The 24,840-nt window shown below is 61.6% G+C and carries 25 protein-coding genes; 14 read left to right on the top strand and 11 right to left on the bottom strand.

Features of this window, described 5'->3' with window-relative positions; translation table 11 throughout:
- Positions 1–49: 49 nt before the first annotated feature.
- Both greA and ASE36_RS13610 read right to left on the bottom strand, forming a co-directional pair.
- Complete coding sequence (gene greA, locus ASE36_RS13615; protein ID WP_062280307.1) at positions 50–532, bottom strand: transcription elongation factor GreA; 483 nt, start codon at positions 530–532, stop codon at positions 50–52.
- 116 nt (positions 533–648) lie between these two features.
- The gene (locus ASE36_RS13610) at positions 649–1,668 is read right to left on the bottom strand and encodes a LacI family DNA-binding transcriptional regulator (protein WP_062280304.1); all 1,020 of its coding nucleotides are present in this window, start codon (positions 1,666–1,668) and stop codon (positions 649–651) included.
- Between the two features lie 177 nt (positions 1,669–1,845).
- Between ASE36_RS13610 and ASE36_RS13605 the strand changes: the two genes are divergently transcribed.
- The 6 genes from ASE36_RS13605 to ASE36_RS13580 all read left to right on the top strand — a co-directional run bounded on the left by ASE36_RS13605 (position 1,846) and on the right by ASE36_RS13580 (position 9,889).
- Positions 1,846–3,372: a sugar ABC transporter ATP-binding protein gene (locus ASE36_RS13605; RefSeq protein ID WP_062280301.1), complete on the top strand. Its 1,527-nt coding sequence runs from the start codon at positions 1,846–1,848 to the stop codon at positions 3,370–3,372.
- A gap of 96 nt (positions 3,373–3,468) precedes the next feature.
- Positions 3,469–4,479 (top strand): ABC transporter permease, encoded by a 1,011-nt coding sequence (locus ASE36_RS13600; RefSeq protein WP_062280299.1) that lies wholly within the window; start codon positions 3,469–3,471, stop codon positions 4,477–4,479.
- A gap of 71 nt (positions 4,480–4,550) precedes the next feature.
- Positions 4,551–5,504 carry a substrate-binding domain-containing protein gene (locus ASE36_RS13595; protein ID WP_062280296.1) on the top strand — a complete coding sequence of 318 codons (954 nt, stop codon included), beginning with the start codon at positions 4,551–4,553 and terminating at the stop codon, positions 5,502–5,504.
- A 142-nt stretch (positions 5,505–5,646) separates the two neighbouring features.
- Positions 5,647–6,699 carry a sugar phosphate isomerase/epimerase family protein gene (locus ASE36_RS13590; protein WP_062280293.1) on the top strand — a complete coding sequence of 351 codons (1,053 nt, stop codon included), beginning with the start codon at positions 5,647–5,649 and terminating at the stop codon, positions 6,697–6,699.
- Positions 6,700–6,914: 215 nt separating this feature from the next.
- A complete protein-coding gene (locus tag ASE36_RS13585; RefSeq protein ID WP_062280290.1) occupies positions 6,915–8,087 on the top strand; it encodes a Gfo/Idh/MocA family protein in 1,173 nt (390 codons plus the stop codon).
- A gap of 428 nt (positions 8,088–8,515) precedes the next feature.
- Complete coding sequence (locus ASE36_RS13580; protein WP_062280288.1) at positions 8,516–9,889, top strand: GH1 family beta-glucosidase; 1,374 nt, start codon at positions 8,516–8,518, stop codon at positions 9,887–9,889.
- 33 nt (positions 9,890–9,922) lie between these two features.
- On the opposite strand, the gene ASE36_RS13575 is transcribed toward ASE36_RS13580, so the two are convergent.
- Positions 9,923–10,318 (bottom strand): winged helix-turn-helix transcriptional regulator, encoded by a 396-nt coding sequence (locus ASE36_RS13575; protein WP_062280284.1) that lies wholly within the window; start codon positions 10,316–10,318, stop codon positions 9,923–9,925.
- 162 nt (positions 10,319–10,480) lie between these two features.
- Here ASE36_RS13575 and ASE36_RS13570 point away from each other — a divergent pair, with 162 nt between their 5' ends.
- The 3 genes from ASE36_RS13570 to ASE36_RS13560 all read left to right on the top strand — a co-directional run bounded on the left by ASE36_RS13570 (position 10,481) and on the right by ASE36_RS13560 (position 13,872).
- Positions 10,481–11,119, top strand: a complete 639-nt coding sequence (locus tag ASE36_RS13570) for an NAD(P)H-dependent oxidoreductase (protein ID WP_062280280.1) — start codon at positions 10,481–10,483, stop codon at positions 11,117–11,119.
- A gap of 194 nt (positions 11,120–11,313) precedes the next feature.
- Positions 11,314–13,554: an EAL domain-containing protein gene (locus ASE36_RS13565; protein WP_062280277.1), complete on the top strand. Its 2,241-nt coding sequence runs from the start codon at positions 11,314–11,316 to the stop codon at positions 13,552–13,554.
- Between the two features lie 69 nt (positions 13,555–13,623).
- The gene (locus ASE36_RS13560) at positions 13,624–13,872 is read left to right on the top strand and encodes a hypothetical protein (protein WP_082511066.1); all 249 of its coding nucleotides are present in this window, start codon (positions 13,624–13,626) and stop codon (positions 13,870–13,872) included.
- Positions 13,873–13,895: 23 nt separating this feature from the next.
- Here the strand turns inward: ASE36_RS13560 and ASE36_RS13555 are convergent, their stop codons facing one another.
- The 5 genes from ASE36_RS13555 to ASE36_RS13535 all read right to left on the bottom strand — a co-directional run bounded on the left by ASE36_RS13555 (position 13,896) and on the right by ASE36_RS13535 (position 17,506).
- A complete protein-coding gene (locus ASE36_RS13555) occupies positions 13,896–14,840 on the bottom strand; it encodes a rhodanese-related sulfurtransferase (RefSeq protein WP_062281377.1) in 945 nt (314 codons plus the stop codon).
- Positions 14,841–14,945: 105 nt separating this feature from the next.
- A complete protein-coding gene (locus ASE36_RS13550; RefSeq protein WP_062280274.1) occupies positions 14,946–15,311 on the bottom strand; it encodes a VOC family protein in 366 nt (121 codons plus the stop codon).
- A gap of 62 nt (positions 15,312–15,373) precedes the next feature.
- A complete protein-coding gene (locus ASE36_RS13545) occupies positions 15,374–16,072 on the bottom strand; it encodes a helix-turn-helix transcriptional regulator (protein ID WP_062280271.1) in 699 nt (232 codons plus the stop codon).
- A 35-nt stretch (positions 16,073–16,107) separates the two neighbouring features.
- Positions 16,108–17,034, bottom strand: coding sequence for a CHAD domain-containing protein (locus ASE36_RS13540; protein ID WP_062280268.1), 927 nt, complete (start codon positions 17,032–17,034; stop codon positions 16,108–16,110).
- Positions 17,018–17,506 carry a CYTH domain-containing protein gene (locus ASE36_RS13535; RefSeq protein WP_062280266.1) on the bottom strand — a complete coding sequence of 163 codons (489 nt, stop codon included), beginning with the start codon at positions 17,504–17,506 and terminating at the stop codon, positions 17,018–17,020. The genes ASE36_RS13540 and ASE36_RS13535 overlap by 17 nt, the downstream gene beginning before the upstream one ends.
- Positions 17,507–17,658: 152 nt before the next feature.
- On the opposite strand from ASE36_RS13535, the gene ASE36_RS13530 reads away from it, so the two are divergent.
- From ASE36_RS13530 to ASE36_RS23050, 4 genes are all read left to right on the top strand, one after another.
- Complete coding sequence (locus tag ASE36_RS13530; RefSeq protein ID WP_062280263.1) at positions 17,659–18,297, top strand: 2-dehydro-3-deoxy-phosphogluconate aldolase; 639 nt, start codon at positions 17,659–17,661, stop codon at positions 18,295–18,297.
- Between the two features lie 102 nt (positions 18,298–18,399).
- Entirely contained in the window at positions 18,400–19,098 is a 699-nt protein-coding gene (locus ASE36_RS13525) for a tellurite resistance TerB family protein (RefSeq protein ID WP_062280260.1), read from the top strand.
- Positions 19,099–19,197: 99 nt separating this feature from the next.
- The gene (locus ASE36_RS13520) at positions 19,198–19,887 is read left to right on the top strand and encodes a GNAT family N-acetyltransferase (RefSeq protein ID WP_062280257.1); all 690 of its coding nucleotides are present in this window, start codon (positions 19,198–19,200) and stop codon (positions 19,885–19,887) included.
- A gap of 19 nt (positions 19,888–19,906) precedes the next feature.
- Positions 19,907–20,314, top strand: a complete 408-nt coding sequence (locus ASE36_RS23050; RefSeq protein ID WP_244474743.1) for a hypothetical protein — start codon at positions 19,907–19,909, stop codon at positions 20,312–20,314.
- A 7-nt stretch (positions 20,315–20,321) separates the two neighbouring features.
- Here the strand turns inward: ASE36_RS23050 and ASE36_RS13510 are convergent, their stop codons facing one another.
- The 3 genes from ASE36_RS13510 to ASE36_RS13500 form a co-directional block, all read right to left on the bottom strand.
- Positions 20,322–21,455 (bottom strand): nickel/cobalt transporter, encoded by a 1,134-nt coding sequence (locus tag ASE36_RS13510; protein ID WP_062280255.1) that lies wholly within the window; start codon positions 21,453–21,455, stop codon positions 20,322–20,324.
- The gene (locus tag ASE36_RS13505; protein ID WP_062280252.1) at positions 21,449–22,093 is read right to left on the bottom strand and encodes a DUF1007 family protein; all 645 of its coding nucleotides are present in this window, start codon (positions 22,091–22,093) and stop codon (positions 21,449–21,451) included. The genes ASE36_RS13510 and ASE36_RS13505 overlap by 7 nt, the downstream gene beginning before the upstream one ends.
- An 87-nt stretch (positions 22,094–22,180) precedes the next feature.
- On the bottom strand, positions 22,181–23,074 hold the full coding sequence (locus ASE36_RS13500; RefSeq protein WP_062280249.1) for a LysR family transcriptional regulator: 894 nt from the start codon (positions 23,072–23,074) through the stop codon (positions 22,181–22,183).
- Positions 23,075–23,646: 572 nt separating this feature from the next.
- Here ASE36_RS13500 and odc2 point away from each other — a divergent pair.
- Positions 23,647–24,780, top strand: a complete 1,134-nt coding sequence (odc2, locus tag ASE36_RS13495; protein ID WP_062280246.1) for an ornithine/lysine decarboxylase — start codon at positions 23,647–23,649, stop codon at positions 24,778–24,780.
- Positions 24,781–24,840: the final 60 nt, after the last annotated feature.

The following is a 24,840-nucleotide window of genomic DNA, read 5'->3' as shown; positions in this document are numbered from 1 at the left end:
GATTTGCGACGTCCGTCGCAGGCATCGAGTATGGCGGCGGCGCTGACCGTCAGCCGATGGCCGTGATCTCCAATTCCTGGTCGCCGACGTTCACCACATCGCCGACCGCCTTGCCCATCAGGCGGCTGGCCACCGGCGAGACGAAGGAAATGGAGCCGGTCTTCGGATCTGCCTCGTCTTCTCCGACAATACGGTAGGTCTGCACGCGGCCGTCGTCGCGCTCGAAGGTGACCCGGCTGCCGAAGGCGACCACAGCGCTGCTCTCCGGTGCGGGAATGACCTGCGCGGTACGCAGTCGCTCGGTCAGGTATTTGAGATCACGATAGGGCACGGCCGACTGACGGCGGCGCTCGTTGATGTCCTCGACCGCCTGGGCAGCGAGATAGGCGGCGCGGGCTTCCTCCGCCTGGGCTTCGAGACGCTTCAAGCCTTCCGCCGTCACCAGGTTCGGATGGGCCGAGATCGGGCGATCCGGGAGGTGAAGCTCCGCGGCTGTTTCCGAACTCTCTTCCTTGGTGAAGGCGACACTCATGGGGGGATTCCGATTGTCAGGGCCGGGTGGGGCGCCTGATTTGGCAGGACAGTGGGATCCTGGTCAACGGTCCACAGGCAAGATGGGTCCACTGAAGTGGAACACGGGATGGGGACCTACCGCTTTGCCGGTCCCGTGACCGACCCTCTGACGATAAGATCCGGCATCAGCAGGATCTCCTCGCGTTCGGTCGGGCGCTCGGAGAGGGATTTGATCAGCAGCGCCATCGCCTGGCGACCGATGGCCGTACGAGGCTGGCGGATGGTGGTGAGTGCCGGGTTCAGATAGGTCGCCTGGGGCACGTCGTCGAAGCCGATGACGGAGAAGTCGTGCGGCAGGTCATAGCCGCGGGCAGTCAGGCCGTTGATGACGCCGACGGCGGTGGCGTCGTTGACGCACATGAAGGCGGTCGGCAGCTGGTCGCGCATGAAGAGTTGCTCGACGGCTAGGCGGCCGCTTTCGATCGTGCCTTCGCCTTCCAGGACAAAGCGCTGATTGGGTGGGATGCGGGCGGCATCGAGCGCCTTGTCAAAACCCTGGCGGCGGCGCTGGTGGCCAAGCCTTGTCTTGCTGTCACCGATGAAGGCGATGGAGCGGTGGCCGGAGGACAGCAGGTGTTCGGCGGCCTTTCTTGCACCGGCTACGTCGTCGACGCCGACATAAGAGATTTTCGAGCCGAAGACCGGTTCGAAGACGGCAACCGAGGGCGGCAGGCGCTGGCCCAGTACCTGGTGGCCGAAGGGTTCATGGCCGGTGAACAGCACGAGCCCTGTCGCCTGGCCGGAACTTAGGAATTTCAGGTATTCGAGGCCTCGCTCCGGATCGTTCTGGGTGTGTCCGATCAGGACGCCGTAACCATGAGCACGCGCTTCATTTTCGAGACCGATCAGCGTCGAGGAAAAATTCGGGTCTCCGATATCCGGCGCAAGAATCAGGATCATGTTCGACCGGCCCATGCGCAACGAGCGCGCCATGGCATTGGTCGTGTAGCCGGTGATCGCAATCGCCTGATTGACGCGCTGGCGCGTGGTCTTGGCGACCTTGTCGGGCGTGTGGATGGCACGGCTCACCGTCGCGATCGACACTTCCGCGATGCGTGCCACGTCTTCGATCGTCGCTGGTGCTGAATTCGGCACGCGGCTCCATCCCCCTATCCGCATGGAATCGTTGGAGACCTTACCGTTCCTGTTGCGGCTGCGAAAGCCGGCAGGGCTCACATTGTCCCCATGATGTGATGATGTAAACCTTTACATTGGCGATGTAAAGGTTTACACAGATCACCATGGCGGTTGAGGAGCCGCGGGGAGGATTGCATGACATTGGCTGGGGGCGAGGCACGGACACCCGTGCTCGTGGCGGAGCGTATCTCGAAATCATTTGGCGACGTCCAGGTGCTGTTCAGCGTGGATTTCGACGTCTTGCCGGGCGAGGTCCACGCGCTCATGGGCGAGAATGGTGCTGGCAAATCGACGCTCGTGAAGATCCTGTCAGGCTTTGAACAGGCGACCGCCGGCCGCATCCTGCTTGATGGCGAGCCGGTGACGCTGCCGGCCAATGGTGCCGCCGAAGCGCTCGGCATCGTGCTCATCCACCAGGAATTCAATCTTGCCGATCATCTGACCGTCACCGAGAGCCTTTTTCTCGGACGCGAAGTCACGCGCTTCGGCATGCTGGATCGCAAGGTGATGCGGGCCGAGGCGCGGCGTGTGCTCGACCAGCTCGGCTCGCACATCGACGAAAATGCCCTGATCAGTTCGCTGGCGGTTGCCGACAAGCAGATGGTCGAGATTGCCAAAGCGATCAGCCGCAAGGCGCGCATCGTGTTCATGGACGAGCCGACCGCCGTGTTGTCGCGCGACGAGACGGAAGTGCTGTTTGACCAGGTGCGCAAGTTGCGCGCCAGCGGTACCAGCTTCGTTTTCGTTTCCCACAAGCTCGACGAGGTGATGGAACTGACCGACCGGGTGACGGTGCTGCGTGACGGGCAGTGGGTGAAGACGGCGCCGACCTCGGCGCTCGACGGCGAGGCGATCGCGCAGCTGATGGTGGGCCGCGAATTGTCGAGCCTTTATCCGACGAAACATGAGCCTGATGTCGACGAAGAGATCGTGCTGTCGGTCAAGGATCTGACAACCGGCTTCGTCAAGCATGCCAGCTTTGATCTGAAGCGGGGCGAGGTGCTCGGCTTTTCCGGTCTGATCGGGTCGGGGCGGACGGAGCTTATGGAGGCCGTTGCCGGTTTGCGTCCCCGTCTGTCAGGCGAGGTCTGGCTGAAGGGAATGATCCTCGACGCCGGCGATTTTCGCGAGGCGAACCGGCGCGGGCTCGCCTATATGACCAAGGATCGCAAGGGCAAGGGCCTGTTGCTGGGCGAGGGCATGACCGCCAATCTGACCCTGCAGTCCATGGATAATCACGTCCGTCACGGTTACCTTGATCCCGGCAGCGAGGCGAAGGCCATGGCGCGTGCCAAGCGCCGCTTCGACATTCGGGTGCGCGACGACAAGGTGCGGGTCGGGCGGATGTCCGGTGGCAACCAGCAGAAGCTCCTGCTCGCCAAGATCATGGAAGTCGAGCCGCAGATCATCATCATCGACGAGCCGACGCGCGGCATCGATGTCGGCACCAAACAGCAGATCTATCATTTCATCGCGGCACTCGCCCGCGAGGGACGGTCGATCATCGTCATCTCCTCGGAGATGCCGGAAGTGATCGGGCTCTGTACGCGGGTGGCGGTCATGCGCGAGGGGCGGATGGTCGGTTTGCTCGAAGGCGAGGACATCAACGAGCAGACGATCATGCGCTACGCCGCCGGCCTGAAACGGCAAATGGCGAGCTGATCAATCACGACAGCCCGGCGGCAAGACCGGGTTTGAGACGAAGACTTCAGGGTGCGCAGCCTCATAGCCAAGGCGCGCGGGAGGAGACGGGAAGACATGACTGCCGAAACTGAAACGACCACAACTGGCCGTTCACGCCGCACCTGGCGCGACGTCGACCTGCGCGCCGTGGCCCCCTTTGCCGCGCTGCTGATCCTTTTGATCGTCGGCGCGCTGGTGAACCCGAACTTCATCGGCCTTACCAACCTCGCCAATGTCGCCACCCGTTCGGCCTTCATTGCGATCATCGCCGTCGGGGCGACCTTCGTCATCTCGTCGGGGGACCTCGACCTCTCGGTCGGTTCGATGGTCGCCTTCGTCGCGAGCCTGATGATCCTGTTCATGAATTCCGGCGCTATTGCCGATCCAGGACTGATGATCGCAGCGGCCATGGCTCTTGCCATCGTCATCGGTTCTCTCTGCGGGCTTCTGAATGGGTTGATCACCACCGTCGGCAAGATCGAGCCGTTCATTGCGACGCTCGGCACCATGGGCATCTATCGAGGCCTGACCACTTGGCTCTCCCAGGGCGGGGCGATCACCCTTCGCGATCCCGTCCAGCAGGAGATCTACCGGCCGGTCTATTTCGGCTCGATCCTCGGTCTGCCGGTGCCGATCGTCATCATTCTGGTGGTCACAGCCATTGCTGCCGTCATTCTCTACCGCACGCGTTACGGTCGTCACGTCGTTGCCGTCGGCTCTAACCGGGATGTCGCGCGTTATTCCGGCATTGCCGTCGACCGGGTGCGTACCATCGCTTTCGTCATCCAGGGGCTTTGCGTGGCGATTGCCGTGCTCCTCTACGTGCCGCGTCTCGGCTCGACATCGGCCACGACCGGCATCCTCTGGGAGCTGCAGGCGATCACCGCCGTCGTCGTCGGAGGCACTGCGCTGAAGGGTGGTGCCGGCCGCGTCTGGGGCACGATCTGCGGTGCCTTCATCCTCGAGCTCGTCGGCAACATCATGCTGCTCTCGAACTTCATCTCCGAATATCTGATCGGCGCCATCCAGGGCACGATCATCATCATCGCGATGCTCGTCCAGCGGTCGCTGGCGCGCAAGGCGTAGGCAAACGGCCGGGCAGGAGGGTCGCCCGGTCCGTTTTTCACTCGACCCTTTGTCACTTTGGGAGGAAACCAATGCACAAGAAACTGTTAGGCCTCGCTGTCGCCATGACGGCGCTGGCGTCGATCTTCACGGCAGCAGAGGCGCAGGAGACGAAGACCATCGGCGTCTCCATTCCCGCTGCCGACCACGGCTGGACGGCCGGCGTCGTCTACCACGCCAACCGCGTCGCCGAACTCCTGATGAAGGAGCATCCGGGCCTCAACGTCGTCGTCAAGACCTCGGCAGATCCGGCCACCCAGGCAAACGCGGTCCAGGACCTGGAAGTCCAGGGCATCGATGCTCTGGTCATCCTGCCGACCGATCCGGATCCGCTGGTCAATGCGATGAAGGAAGTGAAGGGCAAGGGCCACTTCGTCACGATCGTCGACCGTGCGCCGTCGATGAACGACAACAGCGTCCGTGACCTCTATGTTGCCGGCAATAACCCGGCGCTCGGCAAGGTCGCCGGCGAGTATATCGCCAAGAACTCGCCGGATGCGGAAGTCGTCATCATCCGCGGTCTGCCGATCCCGATCGACCAGCAGCGCCAGGACGGCTTCGACGAAGGCATCAAGGGCTCCAACGTCAAGGTTCTCGACCGCCAGTTCGGCAACTGGAACCGCGACGATGCCTTCAAGGTCATGCAGGATTATCTGACCAAGTATCCGAAGATTGATGTGGTCTGGTGCCAGGACGACGACATGGCTGTCGGCGTGTTGCAGGCCATCGAGCAGGCCAAGCGCACCGATATCCAGTACATCATCGGTGGTGCCGGTTCCAAGGACATGATCAAGAAGGTCATGGATGGCGACAAGATGGTTCCCGTGAACGTTCTCTATCCGCCGTCGATGGTCGGCACCGCTATGGAGCTGACGGCTGCTGCGCTCTACGACAGCGTTCCGGTCCATGGCACCTATACGCTGGACGCGACGCTGATCACCGCCGACAATGCGAAGAACTACTACTTCCCGGACTCGCCGTTCTGATCCTTCCGCTTGCTTCAACACTCTCCTGCCCGGGTTTTTCCCGGGCAGATTTGTCCATGTTCCGATCATTGCGGTTGTGTCGAAAATCCATCTCCTGTAATCGTTTACGGAAACGTTGCAGGGATCTCAGGGAGGAGAATTCATGAAGACGATCAAGGGGCCGGCGATCTTTCTCGGCCAGTTCGCGGGCGATGCCGCACCGTTCAACACCTGGGATGGAATCACCAAATGGGCGGCTGACAAGGGCTATGTCGGCGTGCAGGTTCCGACCTGGGCCGGCCAGCTGATGGACCTGAAGAAGGCTGCTGAATCCAAGGATTATTGTGACGAACTCGCCGGTGTGGCGCGCCAGAACGGCGTCGAGATCACCGAGCTTTCCACCCATTTGCAGGGCCAGCTGGTCGCCGTGCATCCGGCCTATGACGAGGCCTTCGACGGCTTTGCAGCACCTGAAGTGCGCGGCAATCCGAAGGCACGCCAGGAATGGGCTGTGCAACAGGTCAAATACGCGCTGAAGGCGTCTAAGAATCTCGGCATCAAGGCGCATGCGACTTTCTCCGGCGCGCTCGCCTGGCCGTTCATCTATCCCTGGCCGCAGCGTCCGGCCGGTCTCGTCGAGACCGCTTTCGACGAACTTGCCCGCCGCTGGACGCCAATCCTTGACTATGCGGACGAGCAGGGCGTCGACGTTTGCTACGAGATCCATCCGGGCGAAGACCTGCATGATGGCGTCACCTTCGAGATGTTCCTGGAACGGGTGAAGAACCATCCCCGCGCCAACATGCTCTATGACCCCTCGCATTATGTGCTGCAGTGCCTCGACTATCTCGACAACATCGACATCTACAAGGATCGGATCAAGATGTTCCACGTCAAGGACGCGGAATTCAATCCGACCGGCCGGCAGGGCGTTTATGGCGGTTATCAGGGCTGGGTGCAGCGCGCCGGGCGCTTCCGCTCGCTCGGCGACGGCCAGGTGGATTTCGGCGCGATTTTTTCCAAGATGGCGGCGAACGATTTCGACGGCTGGGCCGTTGTCGAATGGGAATGCGCGCTCAAACATCCGGAAGACGGCGCCCGTGAGGGAGCCGAGTTCGTCAAGGCGCATATCATCCGCGTGACCGAAAAGGCGTTTGACGATTTTGCCTCCGGCGGCACGGATGATGCGGCGAACCGGCGGATGCTGGGGCTGTAGTTCGCCTCTTAAAAGAACCGGGCGACCGGGGCGTACCCCCCTCTGTCACACCGTGACATCTTCGCCACAAGGGGGGAGAGTGGCCGCCGCCCTTGTGGACTTCCGTTCCAGGCAAAGCGGCAGCGCCGATCCGTTCTCCCCCCTTCTGGGGGAGATGCCCGGCAGGGCAGAGGGGGGTAACACCGTGCGAAATTTAGTTTTTGGGAGAAAACATCATGGCGATCGAAGCGAGCAAATCGGAACAACGCGCGGCGAAAATTCGCCTTGGCATGGTCGGCGGCGGGCAGGGGGCATTTATCGGTGCAGTGCATCGCATGGCCGCCCGGCTGGACGACCATTATGACCTCGTTGCCGGCGCGCTGTCCTCGACGGCGGAAAAGTCGCTGGCGTCGGGCCGCGATCTCGGGCTCGACCCGGAGCGGTGCTACGGCTCCTTCCAGGAGATGGCGGACAAGGAATCGACGCGACCCGATGGCATTGAGGCGGTGTCGATCGTCACCCCGAACCATGTGCATTTCGCCGCCGCCAAGGCTTTTCTCGAAAAGGGTATCCATGTCATCTGCGACAAGCCGCTGACATCGAACCTGGAGGACGCCAAGGCTCTCAAAGCCGTTGCCGACAAGGCGAAGGCGCTGTTCATCCTGACGCATAATTACACCGGCTATCCGATGGTCCGCCATGCGCGCGAGCTGGTACGCTCAGGCGAACTCGGCGACATCAGGCTGGTGCAGATGGAATATCCGCAGGATTGGCTCGCCGAACCCGTCGAGCAAACCGGCGCCAAGCAGGCCGTCTGGCGCACGGATCCTGCCCAGTCCGGCGTCGGCGGCTCGACCGGCGATATCGGCACGCACGCCTATAACCTCGGCTCCTTCATCTCCGGTCTCGAACTGGATGAACTGGCGGCCGACGTGCACACTTTCGTCGAAGGCCGTCGTCTCGATGACAATGCGCATGTGATGCTGCGCTTCAAAGGCGGTGCCAAGGGCATGTTGTGGTGCAGCCAGGTTGCGACGGGCAATGAGAACGGTTTGAAGGTCCGCATCTACGGCACCAAGGCCGGGATTGAATGGACGCAGGCCGATCCGAACTATCTCTGGTTCACACGGCTGGGTGAACCGAAGCAGTTGATCACCCGTGGTGGGGCAGGGGCAAATTCGGCTGCGGCGCGGGTCACCCGAATTCCTTCGGGGCATCCGGAGGGGTATCTCGAAGCCTTTGCGACCATCTATTCGGAGGCGGCTGCGGCCATCCAGGCAGCGCGGACAGGGGCGGCGGTTGATCCGGCCGTGGTTTATCCGACCGTTGATGACGGCGTGAAGGGCGTGGCGTTTGTCACGGCTTGTATCGAGTCGGGCAAGAAGAATGGTGGTTGGGTGAAGGTTTGATCCCTACCTCCCCCTTGAGGGGGGAGGTCGCCGCAAAGCGGCGGGKGGGGGGTGACCTCTTCTCCCCAGCGGGGAGAAGGTGGCGCGCAGCGCTCAGGTGCAACTTGTTGCACCGGGGATGTGGGGGTGCGAAGCGCAAGGCCATGCGGCAAACGCCTTGCCCGCCGGCCCCCTCACCCCGCCTCCGCTTCGCTCGGCGACCCTCTCCCCGGGAGGAGAGGAGGTCACGCAGACGCTCTGGCAGCCGCGGAGCTATGCCACCCCGGAGCTTTGCTCCGACCCTCCCCCTCAAGGGGAGGGTGGCGTAACTGCAACGTTGCAGTTTTTTGTTTCCAGCGTCTTCACCGCGTCGTTCGATTGCTCTAAACCGCTTTCAACATTGCAAGCGGCGGCCCCTTCCGCCTCGACCCTGACGAAGGAGACTTCCCATGATCGATCCCAAGGCGCTCGCCTCGCGTTTTCCCGGTGACTTCCTGTTCGGCGTTGCCACCGCATCCTTCCAGATCGAAGGTGCCTCGAAGGCGGATGGGCGTAAGCCCTCCATCTGGGATGCGTTTTCCAACATGCCGGGCCGCGTCTTCGGGCGCCACAATGGCGATGTCGCCTGTGATCATTACAATCGTTGGGAAAGCGATCTCGATCTGATCAAGGACATGGGCGTTACCGGTTATCGGTTTTCGATCGCCTGGCCGCGGACCATTCCGGAAGGCACCGGCCCGATCAACGAGAAGGGTCTCGATTTCTATGACAAGCTGGTCGACGGCCTGAAGGCGCGGGGCATCAAGGCCTATGCAACCCTTTATCATTGGGATCTGCCGCTCGCCTTGATGGGAGACGGCGGCTGGACGGCACGGTCTACGGCACAGGCCTTCCAGCGCTACACCAAAGTGGTGATGGAGCGACTGGGAGATCGGTTGGATGCGGTTGCGACCTTCAACGAGCCGTGGTGCTCGGTCTGGCTCAGCCATCTCTATGGTATTCATGCGCCGGGTGAGCGCAACATGGACGCGGCGCTGCATGCACTGCACTACACCAATCTCGCGCATGGTCTCTCGGTTCAGGCAATCCGCGAAATGGCACCGAAGGTACCGGTGGGTCTGGTGCTGAATGCGCATGAGACTCTGCCGGGTTCGGACAGCGCTGCCGATCTCGCGGCTGCCGAGCGGGCGCATCAGTTCCACAACGGCGTGTTCTTCGATCCGGTTTTCAAGGGCGAATATCCCGCCGAGTTCCTGTCGGCGCTTGGGCATCGCATGCCGACAATCGAGGAGGGCGATCTCGCCATCATCAACCAGCCGCTCGACTGGTGGGGGCTGAACTACTACACGCCGATGCGCGTCGCCGACGATCCGACACCGGGTGCCGAATTCCCGGCAACCGTTGGTGCCCCACCGGTTTCCAAGGTCAAGACCGATATCGGCTGGGAAGTCTATGCGCCGGCGCTGAAGTCACTCGTCGAACGGCTTTATGCCCGCTACGACCTGCCCGCCTGCTACATCACCGAAAACGGCGCCTGCTACAATATGGAGGTCGAGGGCGGCGAGGTGTATGACCAGCCGCGGCTCGATTATTATGCCGAGCATCTCGACAAGGTCGCCGATCTGATCGCTGATGGTTATCCGATGCAGGGTTATTTCGCCTGGTCGCTGATGGACAATTTCGAATGGGCGGAAGGCTACAAGATGCGCTTCGGTCTGGTGCATGTCGATTACGGCACCCAGGTGCGCACCATCAAGAAGAGCGGCAAGTGGTATCGCGAACTGGCACTCGAATTCCCGAAGGGGAATTTCAAAGCCGACTGACCCACCGGGGCTTAACCCGGTCCGCTCGCGATCTCAGCCAAGCTTGATCAGCTTGTTGGCCGCATCCGCCTCGTGTCGCCGGTCGAAGTCGGCGCGCGCGGTCTGAATGCTGTCGTGATGGGTGAAGACCCAACTGCCGAGCGCTCGGATGGGGCCGCCAAAGGAGCGCCCGAGATCGGTCAATGCGTATTCGACCTTGGGGGGTACGGTTGGATGAACCGTGCGCTCAACGATGCCGTCTCTTTCCAGTGAACGCAGTGTCAATGTCAGCATGCGTTGCGATATTCCGACGACTGAACGCTTAAGATCGGAGAAGCGCTGAGGGCCGTCGCCGAGCATCATGATCACCAGAACAGTCCATTTATCGCCCAGTCTGGCCAGCATTTCGCTCACCGTCTGGCATTTGGCGGGATCGTAATTATCGCACATGGCGGCTCCCATCGTTCTATCGGTGTAACTTGGTATCAGAAATGTGCCTTCTTGCACAATCGTCCCGGTTACATATGTAGGCCTGGTTACTAATCGATACCAGGCCTCGCCCAGGCTGCCAACACTCCCATGGCGCCGGCAGGTCCAACCAGGAGCGAGATCATGTCCGCACTCATCGAAAAGCTGAACTGGCGCTATGCCACCAAGAAAATGGACCCGTCCAAGGCTGTGCCGGACGACAAGGTCGAACGGATCGTGGAAGCGGCTCGCCTCGCACCCACCTCGAGCGGCCTGCAGCCGTTTGAAGTCATCGTCGTCACGAACAAGGATGTGCGCGCCAAGATCCAGGAGATCGCCTGGAACCAGGCACAGGTGACCGAGGGCTCGCACCTGCTCGTGTTCGCCGCCTGGGACAATTATACGGCCGAACGCATCAACCACATGTTCGACCTCGTCAATGACGAGCGCGGTTTCAAGAACGAAGGCTGGGAAAATTATCGCCAGATGCTGCTCGACACCTATCCCGGTCGCGCTGCCGACGTGAATTTCGAACACGCCGCCCGCCAGGCCTATATCGGCTTCGGCATGGCCGTTGCCGCTGCCGCCTTCGAGGGCGTGGATGCAACACCGATGGAAGGCTTCGATCCGGCCAAGCTCGATGAGATCCTGGACTTGCGCGAAAAGGGCCTGCGTTCGGTCACGATCCTTCCGCTCGGCTATCGGGCGACTGAGGGTGACTGGCTCGCCCCGCTGAAAAAAGTGCGCCGCCCCAAGGCGGAATTCGTCTCCGTCGTCGCTTGACGCGAGAGTTGGCGGATCCGCGCCTCCAGTCTGATCCGCCACGGGTTCCGGGAAACCGGGACCCTCATTTTTTAGTTGCATCGGGCGACTATTAGCATTCCCGGATTATTCGATATTTATTATCACTGTCAGCATGTTAAGTCTAATTGAACACATTTTCTGGCACGGTGCGCCGAAAGCCAGGGTAGTATTGCATGCGGCTTCTCGGAGTGAAAAATCGACTGAAGTTGCTCGCAAATCGCCGCATGGCGGTGACCGGCATGCTGCTGGTTTTCGCGATGCTGGCGGTGATGGTGACGTTGATCGTGCTCACCGCGCTCGACCGCGTCGCAAGCAATGCCAACCACCTCGACGAGGAGCGATCGCGCGAGACGTTGCTCGGGGCCGTACAGACCTTCAAGTTCCAGCTCGGTGCCACGCTGAATGACTACGCGGCCTGGGACGATGCGGCAGAGAATGTCTACACCACGCCTGATGCCGATTGGGTAAACAGCAACTTCGGCGACATGACCTTCGAAAGCGAGCTGTTCGACGTTGCCATTGTGCTCGACCAGGATGGCCGCCCCGGCATGGCCTATTCCGACGGCGTTTCCCTCGGCAAGGCCACCCGCGGTTATCTGCCCCATGATGTATCCATCCTGTTCGATCAGGTTCGCTCCGGCCAAAGCGGCGAGACTCCGCAGGCGCTCGGCTTCGTGCGCACCCTGAAGGGCATCGGTGCGGCCGGCGTGGCACTCATTCGGAAAAAGTCGGGCGCTGTCGCGAGCGATCCGCAAAAGCGGCGCTATCTGCTTTTTATCCGCCATATGTCGACCGAGACAGTGAAAAGGATATCGAGCGCCTATGTGCTGCCGGACCTCTCGCTCGCACCGCCTTCGACACGCTCGACACATTCGGTGGCGATCGAATCGCCGAGCGGGACACGCCTTGCCTCGCTCACCTGGACGCCGCGCGCGCCGGGAGACATCAGCCGCGATCAGGTGGAGCCGCTGGTCAGGTCAGCGCTGATCCTGATCGCTGTCTACTGCCTGCTGCTCTTCATCATCGGCAACAGCGTCGTGCGACGGCTGAGATCCGATGAGGCGGCCGCGGTCAAGCTTGCGCGAACGGACCGGTTGAGCGGACTTGCCAATCGCGACGGGCTTCAGGTTCTGCTGGAGCAGGCCCTGCAGCAGGCGCGCAGCGGCGATGGCGATGTCGTGCTGCTCTATCTCGATCTGGACGGGTTCAAGGAAGTCAACGACGCCTATGGCCATGCCGTGGGCGACAGCCTCATCCGCGCCGTTTCCGCGGGGCTGGAAGTGCTTGTCGGCGAAGACGCAACGATTGCCCGCATCGGCGGTGACGAATTTGCCATCGTGTTTTTCGGTGCGGAGGCGCAGGCGAGGGCGATCTCCGTCGCTGAAGCGATCCTCGAATTCTTTGGCGAACCTCTGACGCTTGGTGAACGCGTGGTTTCTGTCGGTTGCAGCCTTGGGCTTGCGGTCTCGATCGAGGGCGCCATCGATGGCGGTGAGCTGACGCGTCAGGCCGACATGGCGATGTATGCCTCCAAAGACGGCGGGCGCGGGCGCTGGACCGCCTATCACCCACAGATGGACGAGGAGCGTGAGACGCGCAATCAGCTTGCGCTCGATCTCAGATCGGCGATCGAGAACGAGGAGATTCAGGTCGTTTATCAGCCCGTGGTGGATTCAGCGACGTTTGAACTGGTGAGCATTGAAGCGCTCGCGCGCTGGAACCGGCGCGGCCATGGTCCGGTCTCGCCCGAAATCTTCATTCCCATCGCCGAGACCAGTGGTTTGATCGATCGCCTCGGTCTCAGCGTGCTCAGCCAGTCGTTGACCCAGCTGACCAACTGGCCGGGACTGAAACTGTCGGTCAACATTTCGCCCGGACAGTTCCGCGATCCCGCATTTACCGGACATGTTGCTGATCTATTCCGTCAGACCGGTATCGAACCGCAGCGCGTCGTACTGGAAATGACGGAGACCTATTTCATCCAGAATGCCGAGCGGGCGCGAACCGTGCTGGAACGACTGCGCAAGATCGGCGTGCAGATCGCGCTCGACGATTTCGGCGCCGGCTTCTCCAGTGTGGGATATCTGCGCCAATTCGGCTTCGATCGGATGAAGATCGACAAGTCCCTGGTGCAGTCCTTGGGTGAAGGACACAAGGCGGTCGAAATGCTGCAGGCGACAGTGGCCCTTGCCCGTTCGCTCGATGTGCCGGTTACGGCCGAAGGTGTGGAGACGGATCAGCAGGCGGTCAATCTGCGACTGGCCGGCTGCGATCAGTTGCAGGGCTATCTTTTCGGGCGTCCCTGCAGTCCTGCCGACATCGATGCATTGCGACTGCGACCCATGGATCTGAGAGCCAAGGCTGCAGCTATTGCCTTCGGGCACCCGCCTCTGGAAACCTCATTCCCCCGTTGAACCGACCGCAGTTACGCCGGAACAAAGGGGCGTCTCAGTGCTTCCTTTCTGCAGAAAGGGAGAAGTGCCATGTTCACCACAGACACCTGGCTGCGCATCGTCTGCAGCATGATGATCAATGCCGTGATCTTCGGGACCGGGGCCATTATTGTTCTGTCCGTGCCGGCTCTGGCGGCGCAGGCGAAGGTCCTGTTGCGTCTGGTCGTTGTCGCCAGCTTTCTCGCGGCGCCGTTTTTCGCCTTCGCCGTGGCGCCCCGCATGCGGCTGCGCAACTGGGGCCGGCGCGCGTGGCAACGCGGCGACCAGATCTCAGGCTGACCAACTAAAGCGATCGGCGGCGCTCAGCCGCCGATATGCTTTTCGCCGCGCTTCTTCGCCAGCGCGATCTGCAGCTGCCGCTGGCGATAGCGATCGCGATCGGCCTCGGTGCGGCTCTCGTAACAATGGCTGCAGGAAACGCCTTCCTCATAATGCGGATGGGTCAGCTCTTCCGCCGTGATCGGGTTGCGGCAGGCATGGCAGAGCTTGTGGTTGCCTTCTTTCAGGCCATGGGTGACCGACACGCGCTCGTCGAAGACGAAGCAGGCGCCGTCCCAAAGGCTCTGTTCTTCCGGCACTTCCTCCAAATATTTCAGAATACCGCCCTTGAGGTGGTAGACCTCGTCGAAGCCCTGCTGCTTCATGAAGGCGGTGGCCTTTTCGCAGCGAATGCCGCCGGTGCAATACATGGCGATCTTCGGCTTGTTGTGCAGGCCGGGATTGTTCTTCACCCAGTCCGGAAACTCGCGGAAGGTCTTGGTGTTCGGATCGACCGCGCCGCGGAAGATGCCGATGGCGGTCTCATAATCGTTGCGGGTGTCGATGACGATCGTCTCCGGGTCCGAGATCAGCTCGTTCCAGTCTTTCGGATCGACATAGGTCCCGACGATCTTGTTGGGGTCGATGTCCTCGACACCCATGGTCACGATCTCTTTCTTCAGCCGCACCTTCATGCGCAGGAAGGGCATCTTCGAGGCGCGGCTTTCCTTGTGCTCCAGGTTGCCAAATTCTGGCTGGCTGCGGATGAAGGCCAGCACCGTGGCGATTGCGGCATCGGTGCCAGCGATGGTGCCGTTGATGCCTTCATGGGCGATCAGCAGCGTGCCCTTGACCCTTTCCGCCTTGCAGAGCGTCTCGAGCGGCTCCTGAAAGCTTTCGAAGCGCGGGAACTTGGCGAAATGGTAGAGGGCGGCGACGCAAAAGGCGCCGCCTTCTTCATGGCGTGGGGCTTGATCGATCTGTGTCATGGCTTGCGAAATACCGCCTCGGCCCTTGGCGCGCAACGGATTTCCGCGCGATGAGCGAAGTTTGAAATCTGTCAAATTTCGCCCATCATCGTGTCGACAGATCGGTCAGGCAGGCGGATTGAAGACGCGGATGCGGTGGCCGTCGGGATCAGAGACCGTAAAAGTGCGGCCAAAATCCGCCTTGGCGGGGGCCTGAAGAACCGGGATGCCGAGGGCCGACCAGCGCGCATGGGTGGCATCGACGTCAGCGGCACCAGGTGCGCGGATCGCAAGTTCGCAGCCGCCACCGGTGAACTGTGCCGTGGGCTCAACGCCAGCGCGGCTCCAGAGGCCGAGGACGAGGCCCGTCGGCAGGCGGAAAAGGGAGAAGGTGTCAGCCCGTTCGGTCGGCGCGATGCCGAAGAGCTTTTCGTAGAAGTCGGCACTGGCTGCAGCGTTTTCGACATAGAGAATGGTCATTGCGGGGGTCATCGTCATCTCCTGTTGTTGGATGACTTGAACCTATCTTCCCCTGCTGCCAAAAAGTGTCAGCATCATTGCGCGATGCTCTCGGGAATGGCATTTTGCTGACGCCAGGCCTTGAGGAGGGCGGTGCGGCGCTTGGTGTAGCGGGTTTCACCGGCTGTCGCGCTTTCGATCCGGTCGGTGCGGAAATGCCGAAAATCCTCCCGCAGCGTGCACCAGGCGACCAGAACGCGGACGCCATCGAAAAAGGTCAGGGCACACGGCCAGACGGTGCGGCTGGAGACACTGCCGTGCTGGTCGCGATAAGCGAGGAGAAGGGGCCTTTCATTGCGCAGGGCCTGACGCAGCACCTGAAGGTCGACGCGTTCGCTGGCAAGCGGGGCGCCTGGGCCGACGAGCAGAGGCACCTCGGCCATGTCACGACGCAGGTCTTCCGGCAATACGGCATCGATCTTGGCAAGTGCATTGCGGGCGGCAGCGGCGATCGCCTCGTCGGTCCGCTTTTCAACGAAACGGAAGCCGAGCATCAGCGCCTCGATCTCCTCGCGGGTGAACATCAGCGGCGGCAGCATGTAGCCGGGACGCAGGATATAGCCGATGCCGGCTTCGCCCTCGATATCGGCGCCATCCGATTGCAGGGTTGCGATATCGCGGTAAAGGGTTCGCAGCGAAACACCTGTCTCGCGGGCAAGTGTCGACCCGCTCACCGGCAGACGATGGCGCCGCAGAACCTGCAACAGAAAGAGGAGGCGTTGCGAGCGACTCATGGGCGGGGTGAAACGGGGTTGGCAATCATACGTGCTCAGCCGTGACCGGACATCTTGCCGATGGCAGCGGCGGTCCACAGCGTTTCGATCACGTCGGCCTCCCGGCGTGCGCCGTCGGAAAAGACGATTTCGGCAAGAGCCAGCGCTTCGCGGCGCAGCTCCTGCTGGCGCCGGATGATGATGGCGAGCAGGAAGGACTGGTCTTCACCGCTGCCAAAGAGATCCGGCTCCGTGTCGAAGAGTTCCGTCAGGACCGTCAGGTCGTGCTCGTGGCCGAGCAGGTCAACCAGGATTTTGGCATCCCGGCGCTTCGCGGCAAAGGCACTGGGCCAGAGATCGCGCAGCAGCGAGAGGTTCATCCAGTGGGCCTGAGCGGCCTTGCGCAGATCGTGGAAGGCTTCGCCATGGCCTTCACTTTTGCAGCCATCCAGAGCTGCGTGGGCACGCTTAAGCGCCTTCAGCCAGCCCTTGGCCATCAGGCGGGCAGCGGGTCCTGCCTTTGACGGCAGGTCGAGGGCATCGAGTGCGGCGATCGAAAGCCGGCACTCGGCAATCACGCCGGCTACTTTCTCCTCGAGATCCGTCTCTTCCGCCGCAATATCGTCCCGGCGCAGTTCCAGCACCGTGCGGGTCGCGTCCAGCGTTTCGGCTTCCTCCTCGTTCGCGAATGCCGTCAGATGCGTGACGGTCTCCATGAGTGCTGTCGCATCGCGAATGCGCGACAGGCTGCGTGCCGCGGCGCCGAGGTTCGTATTGTGCTGCTTGAAGAAGGCTTTGTCCGCGTGGGCGACAAGGCGAAGCAGATTGCGGACGCGCTTGAATTTCTTGCGGGCTTCGTGAATTGCCTCGTGCAGGCCATCCGCTCGCGTCTGCAGGACGGTGATGGCGTGATCCAGCTGGCGGCGGGCAACGGAGCCTAGCTCCGTCGGGAGATCCCGGTCCGGCCTAATGCGATATGGCATGCACCAACTCCGGCCGCAGTCGCTGGGTCGCCAGCGCCTGATTGGAATAGCGCTTGTCGCCGGTCACTTCGCGGCCAAGCCAGGCCGGCAGCGACGGCTCGTCGGTTTCCGACGCCATCTCGACCTCGGCGATCACCAGTCCGCGATAGGCCCCCTCGAAGACATCGATTTCCCAGGTGAAGCCCTCGAAATCTACCGTATGGCGTGTCTTCTCGATGACGTTGCCGGTGGCAAATTCAATCATTTCAAGAGCATCATCATGGGGAATGTCGTATTCGAATTCGTCTCGTGTGAGCACGCCATTGCCGAATTTCATCGTCAGCTGTGCCGTCTCGTCGTTGCGGGTGCGGATGCGCACCGAGCGATCGGCCTCTGCGGTGATATAGGCTTGCCTGATCCGTGTCCGGGAGGTGACGCCCTCTTTCCAGCCGTCGTTGCGGACGAGAAACTTGCGTTCGATTTCCTTCGCCATACACACTCGCTCCGAAAAATTACGCAGTGCAACCATAGACCACGAGGTGCTGTTAGGAAACTGGAAAGATTCCGTGCTAGGGGTCGCTCGACAAGGACTGTCACGCGCGCTAGTAAAACGCCGATCTAATCGTTTTAAAAGAGGCTTCTGCCATGGGCGAAAAAACCGACAAGCTGCTCTCCACCCTGAAGCTCCAGCCGGTCGTTCCGGTGCTGATCATCGAGGATGCCAAGTCGGCCGTGCCGCTGGCGCGGGCCTTGGTGGCAGGTGGTCTGAAGGCAATCGAGATCACGCTGCGCACGGCTGCAGCTCTTGAAGCGGTCCGTCTCGTTGCCGAAGAAGTCGAAGGCGCCGTTGTCGGCGCTGGCACGATCCTCAATGCGAGCCATTATGCCGCAGCCGTCGATGCCGGATCGCAGTTCATCGTCAGCCCGGGCACGACCCAGGAACTGCTCGATGTGGCGCGTCAGTCGGACATTCCGCTGCTGCCCGGTGCGGCCACGGCTTCCGAGGTCATGGCGCTGCGCGAAGAGGGCTATGAGGTGCTGAAGTTCTTCCCCGCCGAACAGGCTGGTGGTGCCGCCTATCTCAAGGCGCTCTCCTCGCCGCTCGCAGGCACGCTGTTTTGCCCGACCGGCGGCATCTCCCTGAAGAACGCGATGGATTATCTTTCGCTGCCGAACGTCGTCTGCGTCGGTGGCTCCTGGGTTGCGCCGAAGGAACTGGTGACCGCCGGCGACTGGGCCGGCATTACCAAGCTTGCGAGCGAAGCGGCCGCCCTCAAGGGTTGACGTTCTGTTGAACGGACGCGTCGGGCGGAACCGGCGGTCTCCAATTGCATTCAGCGTCTCCATCCCTATCTAGGGAACGAGACGCTGAACAAGGAGACCATAATGTTCGACGCCAAGAAACTGCTGGACCAATTCCTCGGATCGCAGATGCCCGGAACCACTGGCTCGATCGGCCAAAAGGGAACCGATCTGATGGGCATGGCCAAGGCCAATCCTTGGAAGGCGGGCGCACTTGCGACCGTCCTCCTCGGCACGAAGACCGGCCGATCGATCGGTGGCAGTGCGCTGAAACTGGGTGGTCTCGCCGTGATTGCGGGCCTCGGTTATCAGGCCTACAAGAATTATCAGTCCGGGCAGGCACCGGAGCCGAAACAGGCGCTGCCGGAACTCCTGCCGCCGCCCTCCGATTCGCCTTTCAGCACCGAGACTGCCGGCATCAGCCATGACTTCGCGATTGGCCTGCTGCGCGCCATGATCGCTGCCGCCAAGGCGGATGGTCATATCGATGCGCAGGAGCGCGGGCGCATCATGGAGAAGATTCAGCTGTCGGGACTGGGGTCCGAAGCCGAAGCTTTCATCGAAGGTGAACTCGCGAAGCCGACGGACATGGATGCGCTCGTCGCTTCCGCCGTGACGGAAGAGCAGAAGGTTGAGCTCTATACCGCCTCGCGGCTGGCGATCGAGCCGGACACGCGCACGGAGCGCGGCTATCTCGACATGCTGGCCGGTCGCCTCGGCCTGGCCGATGCGCTTGTCGATCATATCGAAGCCACGGTGTCGTCGGCCAAGGTCAGCCTCTGAGACCTGCGGCATCGGGGCAGGCGCAGTGCTTGCCCCGGCGGTTGCCTTTGGCGAGCCGGTAGCCTAAGCCTCAGGCGACGAGTTCAGCCGGAGGCCGCCATGCGCGATCTGTCCACTTTTAAGGGATGTGCCGCTCCCCAGCCTGTCAGGCTGGAAGGGCGTTTCGTTGTGATCGAACCTTACAACCGCGCGACGCATCTGGAGGCGCTGTGGGAGGGGCTCGGTGGCATCGAGATCAACCCGCTGCTCAAATATTTCACCCAGCCCGATTTCAATGACATCGCGGATTTTGACGTCTGGCTGACCGCTGTGCAAAAGGGCGGATGGGTCACGGAAGTGTTTCGCGACAAGGCGACGGGCAAAGTGGTCGGCATGGCCAATTATATGCGACCGGATCCGGCCAATGGCGTGGTGGAGATCGGCGGCGTGGCGCATGGGCCGGACATGAGCCGGACACCGCTTGCGACCGAAGCGCATTACCTTCTGGCACAGCACGTGTTCGAAGACCTCGGCTATCGTCGCTACGAATGGAAGTGCCACAACGAAAATGCGCCGAGCAAGGCCTCGGCACTGCGTTACGGTTTCCAGTTCGAAGGTGTGTTTCGCCAGCACATGCTGTCCAAGGGCAAGAATCGCGACACGGCCTGGTTTTCGATGATCGACGGCGAATGGCCATTGCTGGCTGCTGCTTTCGAGGCCTGGCTTTCGCCGGATAATTTCGACGGCGAGGGCAAGCAGAAGCAGAAGCTGGAAGACCTGCGGGCCAGCCTCGCCGCCAAACGGGCTTAAGACAGGGAAAGACGGTTTCGTGGAAAAGAACATCTTCAGCATTATCCTGAATGTCGGCACGGTGCTGGTCGTTGCGGCGCTTGCCTATGGCAGCTATCTCAACACGACCATTGCCTATTCTGTCGGGATCTGTGTGCTGATCGGGATTGCGGTTTATGCCTTCCGTTTCCTGCCGGCGCCGAAGCGCAGGCCGCGCGCCGAAGGCGCTGTAGCGTCCAGCCAAACCAAATCGCCGGCCTCCTCGGCTGCCATCGTGGTGGCTGTTGTCGTCGGGCTTCTTCTGCTGCTGCCGACCATCGTGCTGTGGCTCGGGTCCTATTCGCCGGAGCTTGGAGCCTTTGTCGGAGCCATCGGGCTGATGGCGATGTTCCTGATCCTTTGGCTCCGCTCGCGTTATCAGCGCAGCCATGAAGGTGATCAGTCCTGACTGGCGCTCACGCCTGAAGGCTTGCCACCAGGAGCAGGGCGCCGAGCAGGATGACCAGCACGGCGGCGCCGATTTCGATGCCGCTTGCCACCATGCCGGCACGGCGCGAACCGGGTCCCGAGAGCCTGAGCGCCAACCCTTTTGCGCCAACGGCGAGGCTTGCCAGGGCCGAAACCGTGATGGCCGTTCCAAGCGCCATGGCGAGGACCGAAAGCACGCCGCCCAGCACCAGGCCATTCAAGAGCGCAAAGGTCATCACCAGAAGCGCGCCTGAGCACGGGCGCAAGCCCACCGCAATGACGGCAGACCACGCATCACGCAGGCCGAAGGCGTTCATGCGCAGCATGGCAGGGTCCGGCACGTGGGTGATGCCGCATTCGTGGCAGACCGATCCCGGTGCCAGCGCATCATGGCCGTGGTCGATTGCATCGGCGCGAAAGCGCGAGGTCTGGGCGGGGCGAAGCGTGGGCGTGCCGGCCTGTTCTTCCGTGGCGGCAAAGAGTGACGCCGTGATGCCGGGCTGGCCTGCCGCGGCCGCGGCTCCATCAAACAGCGGAGACGCGGTTTGTGGACCCCGCAGGGAAGACGCGAAAGACACCTTGAGCTTGCGGACGAGAAGCCAGACCCCGAAGACGACGATCATCGCATAGCTTGCCGTCTCTAAGGCCTGGGTCGCGACCGTCATGGTGATTGCCGTGCCGCGCAGCACGAAATAGGCGGCGCCGACGACCGCAATCGCGACCAGAGCTTGGAGGAGCGCGGAGACGAAGGCGACGAGTATGCCGCGTTTCAATTCGATCTCGTTGGCCAGCATGTAGGAGGAGATGACCGCCTTGCCGTGGCCGGGGCCGGCGGCATGAAAGACCCCGTAAGCAAAGGAGAGGCCGATCAGGGTTGCAAGCGCAGAAGGATCTTCCCGCATCGCCTTCAGCGCCGTCGTGAGCGACCGGTAGAAAGCTTGTTGATGGGTGTTGATCCAGACGAGGAGATGGGCAAATGGCCCGCTCATCGGCTGGTACGACGGCTCGGCTGCACCGACACCGAGCGGCGAGGCGGCATGGGCGAGGCTTGAGGCGAGCAGGAGGGCGCCGAGCGCCAGGAGCAGCGGCAGGGCCTTGGTCGTCCGAATGCCGCTCAGCATGTCAGCTCCAGCCGGGTGGCGAAGAGTTTGCCCATGTCCGTGCCTGCGGGGTCGTTGAAGAAGGCTTCCGTCAGGTTTGACTGGTTCTGCGCGATGACCTGATCGGGATCCGGTCGGACGACCGTGTGTTTGCAGCCGGCAAAACCCTTGCCTTCCACGACGATGTCGCTGTCCTTGGCAAAGTCGATCGCCGTGTAGAGCGTCGGGTCGTAGACGCCGAAGTTCATCCGGCCGCCGATCTTCAGCGGGGTCTTCGGCTTGGCAATGAAGAAGACGAGGAGCTGGTTGTCCTTGTAGTCGACATTGAAGACATCAGGTTTCGCCACTTCGGACGAGGCGCCGTCCTTGGAGATGAAGGTGAAATAGCTGTAGTCGCCGAGCGATTCCCGGATCGTGTGGGCGATCTCCTGGAGTTCCTTGTGATCAAGCTTCAGGTCACTGTTCTTGTCGAAGTCCATGAGGACGCTCGAGGAGAAGACGTCGTCGAAGCGCCAGACATTGCGCAGTTCCTTGACCGTGCCGTCATCGGCCGCGACGATCTCAAGCCGCGCTTCGGCGAAAATATGGGGATGCGAGAGTGCAGGCGTGGCGAGCAACAGACCAAGCCCTGCCGCTGCATATCCAAGGCATCCGCGCATGTAATCCGACCTTCCCGCATCCGGTTTCGGGAGCATTCCGTGCCTTACGATTGGGACGAAAATGGGACCCGCTGTTCCACCCGGTCGTCAGGAATAGCGCTTGAACCATGCGTGGAGATAGTCGACGAAAGCGCGCACCTTGGCGGGGAGATAGCGCCGGTGCGGATAGACGGCATAGATGCCGCGATCCTTGGCAATATATTCGTCGAACAGCGAGACAAGTTCGCCGGACGCCAGATAAGGGCGGGCGATGAAATCGGGGATCATCGCGACGCCGAGGCCGGCGCGGGCAGCGCGAAGCGTCGCCTGCGGGCTGTTCACCTCGATCGGACCGGATACGCTGACGGAGATCGGGCTGCCGTCGGTGTCGATGAAGCGAAGGCTGTTGTGCGAGCGGGAATTGGTGTCGATGAGGAAGGGGACCCTCGACAATTCGCTCGGATGGGTGAGGGGGCCGCGGGCCTCAATGAAAGCGGGTGTGGCACAGGCATAGACGCGGAAATCGGAAAGCTTGCGGGCGATCATGCCGGAATCATCGAGCTTGGTGATTCGGATGCCGAGGTCGAATCCTTCCTCGATCAGGTCGACGAAACGGTCTTCGGCGACGATTTCGAGTGCGAGCTCCGGATTTTCACTGGCAAAATCGATCAGCGACTGGCCGATCTCTGCATCGATGAAGGTGCGCGGGAGGGTGACCTTCAGCTTGCCCTTAAGGTCGGCATTGTTCTCGCGCACGAGGTCGGCGAGGTTGTCGATCTCCTTCAGGATGTCGGCTGCGGTCCGGTAATAGGTGTGGCCGGCCTCGGTCATGGAGAACTGGCGCGTGGTGCGGTTGAGCAGCAGGGCGCCCAATTCGTCTTCCAATTCACGGACATACTTGGAAAGCAGCGCTTTCGAGCGGCCGGTCTTGCGGGCGGCGGCAGAGAAGCCCTCGGCTTCCACCACATCGATGAAGGCGCGGATACGGGTCAGCGTGTCCATGGGGTCGTCGATCTCCTCTTTCGCCGGATTGTGAACACTCGGGCGAGTTCGTTCAATAGATAACCCAAAACGCGGGAAAAAACTTCGGCGACGCTCGAAAAAACCGCTTGATTATGACGCTCGCATTTCTTATCTCCTGCTCAGCCCAAAGTCGCACGTGCCCGTGTGTGTCCGCCGACCCTCGAACTGGGATTTATCCCTAAGGTGAGGTCATCGGTAAGGTACCTGGAACTAACCCCTCCAGTCGCTATTCCGGCCAACCGGAAAATGCGAGGACATACGAAGCAACGACGGTGCGGGCCTTTCTAGTCTCTTCCGGCTTTCCATCAGCTGGAGTTACTTCAGAGGCACACCATCATTGCCGGAAGTGCGGTAGGGTCTCCCTCCAATCCATGGCAGACAAAGCGGATTTATGCGCTCGTTACAGAGTGCGTTTATCCATCGTTTCGCGCGTCGAGCGTTCGTACGGTACCGGTGTCTCCACCGACTGGTTTCGAGCGATGTCTCGCCGTCCTTTGTCCATCCGCAAGCTTGGCAGCTTCGGATATTCTTGGAATATGGAAGGTAGACCGATGACCACGGCTCGCATCCTCGACTTCATCAACACCCGACGTCCCGAAGGTCCCTGCCTCGTGGTCGATCTCGACGTCGTTCGTGACAATTTTGGTGCCTTCCGTCATGCCCTGCCGGACAGCGCCATCTACTACGCCGTCAAGGCGAACCCGGCACCGGAAATCCTCCAGCTTCTGGCCTCGCTCGGTTCGAACTTCGACTGCGCATCCGTCGCCGAAATCCAGATGGCGCTCGATGCCGGTGCAGATGCTTCGCGCATCTCGTTCGGCAACACGATCAAGAAGGAGCGCGACATTGCGCGTGCCTTCGCACTCGGTGTGAACCTCTATGCCGTCGACAGCCATGAGGAAGTCGAGAAGATCGCCCGTGCCGCTCCCGGTGCCCGCGTATTCTGCCGCGTGCTGACCGATGGCGAAGGCGCCGAATGGCCGCTTTCCCGCAAGTTCGGCTGCGTGCCGCAGATGGCCGTCGACGTTCTCGTCTACGCACACCAGCTCGGCCTCGAATCCTTCGGCGTCTCGTTCCATGTCGGTTCGCAGATGACCAAGGTCGACGCCTGGGACGGCGCTCTCGCCGATGCCAAGCGTGTGTTCAACTCGCTGGCCAAGCAGGGCATCGTCCTGAAGATGGTCAACATGGGTGGTGGTTTCCCGACCAAGTATCTGCGCGATATCCCGTCCGCTGAAGCTTACGGTCTGGCGATCAAGGAGTCGCTGAAGAAGCATTTCGGCAACAACATCCCGCAGACCATCATCGAGCCGGGCCGCGGCATGGTCGGCAATGCCGGCGTGATCAAGGCGGAAGTCGTGCTGATCTCAAAGAAGTCTGACAATGACGAGCACCGCTGGGTGTTTCTCGACATCGGCAAGTTCGGCGGTCTGGCCGAAACCATGGACGAAGCGATCCGTTACCCGATCCGCACCGCCCGTGACGCCGATGCGATGGAGCCCTGCGTACTCGCCGGCCCGACCTGCGATTCGGCGGACGTGCTCTACGAGAAGAACATGTATCCGCTGCCGATCTCGCTTTCGATCGGCGACGAGGTTCTGATCGAGGGCACCGGTGCCTACACCACCACCTATTCGGCGGTGGCGTTCAACGGCTTCGACCCGCTGAAGTCCTACGTCATCTGACGTCTCCCGCGCCGGAAAACCGGCGCGGACCTTCACAATCATCGTCATCGCTTGGGATGG

It is taken from the genome of Rhizobium sp. Root274, from assembly GCF_001429245.1.
Lineage (GTDB): Bacteria > Pseudomonadota > Alphaproteobacteria > Rhizobiales > Rhizobiaceae > Allorhizobium.
Note: the sequence above shows the minus strand (reverse complement) of the source record. Positions and strands in the feature narration are given on the sequence as shown.